Origin of the sequence: uncultured Thiodictyon sp., assembly GCF_903828115.1 — a bacterium.
Lineage (GTDB): Bacteria > Pseudomonadota > Gammaproteobacteria > Chromatiales > Chromatiaceae > Thiodictyon.
Map to the genome: position 1 here is coordinate 1 of NZ_CAIKKU010000545.1, position 3,720 is coordinate 3,720.

The window sequence follows — 3,720 nt, forward strand, 5'->3', positions numbered from 1 at the left end:
ACTATTCGATTACGACAACGACAACGACAACGACAACGACAGCGTATCCGGGATCTCGGTCACTTCATCAGTTCTGATCGCACCCCTCGGAGCGACCTGGCGGGCTGGGTGCCGCGCGCCTAACCCGACCGGCGGCCGACCCGAAACATCCGGTAATCGGTCACGGCCTTGGGCTTGGTCACCGTCGGGTGCTGGCGCCCTTCAGTCAGCGCTTTGACCCGGTCGGCCAGATAGCACTCCAGTTCCGCCAGGGTGACGAACCCGAGCCGGCTGAAATCCGCCCGGCCGTCGCGGATCGCCTCCAGGAGCGCGCAGGTGAAGGCGCCATGGCCCCAGGCCGCGTCCTCGCGCGAGAGTTGGACGCCGCTCGAGGAGGAGAAGACCACCACCCCGGTATCCGCGTCCGCCAGTTCGTTGGCGAAACGGTCCAGGTCCGGCAGCGAGTTGAGCGCGGCCCTGGTATCGCCGAGCAGGACGCCCGAGTAGCAGGTGTCCAGCATCAGCACCACCTTGCCCTGGATGCGCCGCAGGTATTCGGCGATATCGCCCCCCTTGATGGCGCTGTGATGCGGCGCGGCCGGGTCGCCGTCGACGCACAGATAATAGTAGGCGCCGTAGTGGTCCTTGAGCCCGTGACCGGCGAGGAAGACCACCGCCACGTCGCGTTGCCCGACCTCCAACTCCAGCCAGTGCAGTCCCTCCAGGATCGCCGTCCGCCCGGCCGCCGCGTCGGTGAGCGGGCGCACCTGCACCTCCCGGTAGAGCCCGCCGGCCTGGGCGCGCAGTTCCGCCGCCACGGCATCGGCGTCCGCGGCGGCGAAGCGCAGCGGTTGCGCAATCTGCGGCGGATAGGCGCCCACCCCCACCGTCAGACCATAGAGCCGCGGCTTGCGCCAGTCCGCATCGCCGCTCCAGGGGATCGGCAGCAGCACCGCCTCGCCCGCACCCAACTCGCTGAAGGGGACCAGGCTCAGCACCCCGGGGCCGGGCGGGGCCAGCACCCGCAACTGGCCGACCACCCGGCGACCGCCGTCGGCCTCCAACTCGCGCCGGTCCAGGAGCAGCGGCAGCGGCCGACCGTCCAGCCGCGCCTCCACCCGCAGCACCGGGGCGGCGTCCGAGTCGGCCTTGTAGGTACAGTCCACCCGGGTCCCGTCGGCGACGACCGTCAGGCCATGGGAGAGCAGGCGCAGGACCGGCGGGAGCAGAAAGGTGATCCCGCGCGCCCCGGTCTCGGCCGCCGGCGCGGTGCCGCGGGCGGCATCGGCCAGGCGCAGGGCCGCGGCCGGGTCGGCGCTCTCCAGCACCCGCGCGATGACATCCGGTCGGTTGAACCGCTCGCGCAGGCGCGAGGCGCCGAAGAAGTCCGGCGCCTGGTCCGGCCCGCGATTCACATGCCAGCCGATCAGGTCCTCGCCGCCGGCCGACGCGGCATAGTGACCGAGCGGGGTCCAGAGGACCCAGCGGGGTTGGGTGCCTGGCGGGTCCCCAGACTGGGATGGGGCCGGGTAGAGCGCCAGCACCTCGGCGCCGTCCGTCAGGCGGTGCCAGCGCAGGGTGCCGTCGGCGTAGCCGGCGACCGCGTAGCGGCCGTCGCGGGTGACGTTGAGTGCCCAGACGGTGCCGGGCACCGGCTGCTGCCAGCGCTCGCGGCCGGCGACGGTGTAGGCGCGTAACCGCCACTCGGTGCCGAGCAGGAAGCCCAGGCCGCCCGGCGACCCGGGCGGGATCAGGACCAGTGAGCGGGCGGGCTCGTAGGGCATGAGCTTGAGCGGGCGGCCCGCGAGCCTTGGCTCGGTGTTGTCTTCCCAATCGGTCACCAGGCACTTACGACCGTCCGGGTGCGCCTGGTCCGGGGCGGCCCTGCCCTCGTCCGGCAGGGCCAGGTCCGCCAAGGCCTCGGCGGACGGGTCCAGGGTCAGGGCGCGGGTGCCCAGATCGAACAGGGCCGGGCGCCCGCCCCCTTGCCCGTAGCCGAACGCGACCCGGTCGCCGGTGGCCGAAAGCCGGAGGCCCTTGTCGTGGAGTTGGCCGCGGAAGTCCGCGACCGCCAAGGGACTGGACCAGCGAGGTTCCGGTTCTGCCCCAGGGCTCGCCGGACCGAGCACGAAGATGCCGTCTGCCGCCCCGATCACGAGCCCGCCGTCGGGGAGCGGGTGCAGGGCCATCACCGTGTTGGTCGTCGCCCGCAGGGGACGGCCCCGCGCCCCGAGCCCGGCCTTCGACCAGCGCAGTACCGGGCAATCGCCGCCATCGACATAGCGCCCGCCGGCAAAGAGGGTGCCGCCGTCGGCGGACCAGGCGACACGGCCTAGATTGCCATTGCCGATCCCGGCGGTGTCCGCGCTGCCCAGCTGGGCCAGGGTGCGGCCGTCCAGCAGGTCCACCGCGGTGCTGTCCACATAGCCCACCGCGATGCGGGTGCCGTCCGGGGAGAAGGCGACCGCGAATGGGCGCTTGCCGCCGGGCGGACGGATGCGGTGGGTCGGTTTGAGCGTTTGGCCGCCGCCGCTGAGCGCGGACTTGATCCGACCCCAGACGGACCTGGGCGGGGTCGCGTGCGGGCCGTCCAGCGGCGGGGCATAGAGCCGCACTTGGCCGTCGAGACAACTGGTGACCAAGCGCCCGTCCGCGGCGAAGTCGGCCCAGTAGGCACCCCCCCATAGTCCGAGTCCCGGCCGTCCTCGGACCAAGCCGCCGAGGCACCCGCCGGCCCGCCGCCGGTCGCGAGGCCATAGAGCCGCAGGCCCTCGCCGCTGCCGAGTACCGCCGCGAGCCGGCGCCCGGTGGGGTCGAAGGCGAGATGGTGGACCACATTCGGCAGCCCTTTGATCCGTTGACGCAGGATGCCGGTGGCGCGGTCGAAGAGATAGATGAAGTCCTCACCGCTGGGGCCAAGCCAACCCCCGACTGCGACCGTCTCCCCGTCCGGGCTCAGCGCTACCGCATAGACCTTGCCCAGGTCGCCGGGTCCGAGCGGCACCCGGATGGTCCGCTCCAGGGTGCCCGGCCCCTCACCCGACGACGCCGCCGCCGCGAGCCGCCAGACCCGCACCGTCTTGTCGTCCGACCCGGAAACCAGCCACAGCCCCGCCGCATCCACCGCGACACGCTTGATCGCCGCCGTATGGCCCCCCGGGTCCAGGCGCAGTTGGGGCGCGCCCGGGAAGGGGTCCGCCGGGTCGGGGGCAGGCGCGGCGGCGGGGGCCGGGTCCTGATCGGGTGCGGGTGCGGGTGCGGGCGGTCGGTGCTCGGACATGGGCTGCTGGACACCTCCTGTCGGTCAGCGCGGTCGCCATCTTAACCCGAACCGCCGCCCCGGCAGACCCGCGGTCGCGGCCTTACCATGAAAGTCGCCCACCAGGTCGCGCAGCGACGCTGTGGGAGCGGCTTCAGCCGCGACGAGGCCACCACGGCAGCCGGCGCGGTCCCGTCGCCGCTCACGGCCATGAAGGCGCGTCCGTCACCCCGGAACATGAAGGTCCCCCGTGGGAGCGGCCTCCGGCCGCGCCGCGGCGCCGCGCCGAACGCCGACATCGCGTTCCCCGCGCCGCCCGTCGCGGCTAACGGCCATGAGGGGTTGTCCGTCACCCCGAAACATGAAAGCCCCCGGCGGGAGCGGCTTTCACGGTAACCCCACTGACGCGATTCTTCTCTGCGTCTCTGCGTCTCTGCGTGAGATTCTTAAGAGGTCTCACGCAGAGGCGCAGAGACGCAGAG

Annotated in this window: 2 protein-coding genes; both read right to left on the minus strand. The window is 72.6% G+C overall.

Annotated elements, in window-relative coordinates:
* Positions 1-119: 119 nt before the first annotated feature.
* The gene (locus tag QZY48_RS20310) at positions 120-2,402 is read right to left on the minus strand and encodes a caspase family protein (RefSeq protein WP_295434581.1); all 2,283 of its coding nucleotides are present in this window, start codon (positions 2,400-2,402) and stop codon (positions 120-122) included.
* Complete coding sequence (locus tag QZY48_RS20315) at positions 2,312-3,259, minus strand: hypothetical protein (protein ID WP_295434582.1); 948 nt, start codon at positions 3,257-3,259, stop codon at positions 2,312-2,314. The genes QZY48_RS20310 and QZY48_RS20315 overlap by 91 nt, the downstream gene beginning before the upstream one ends.
* Positions 3,260-3,720: the final 461 nt, after the last annotated feature.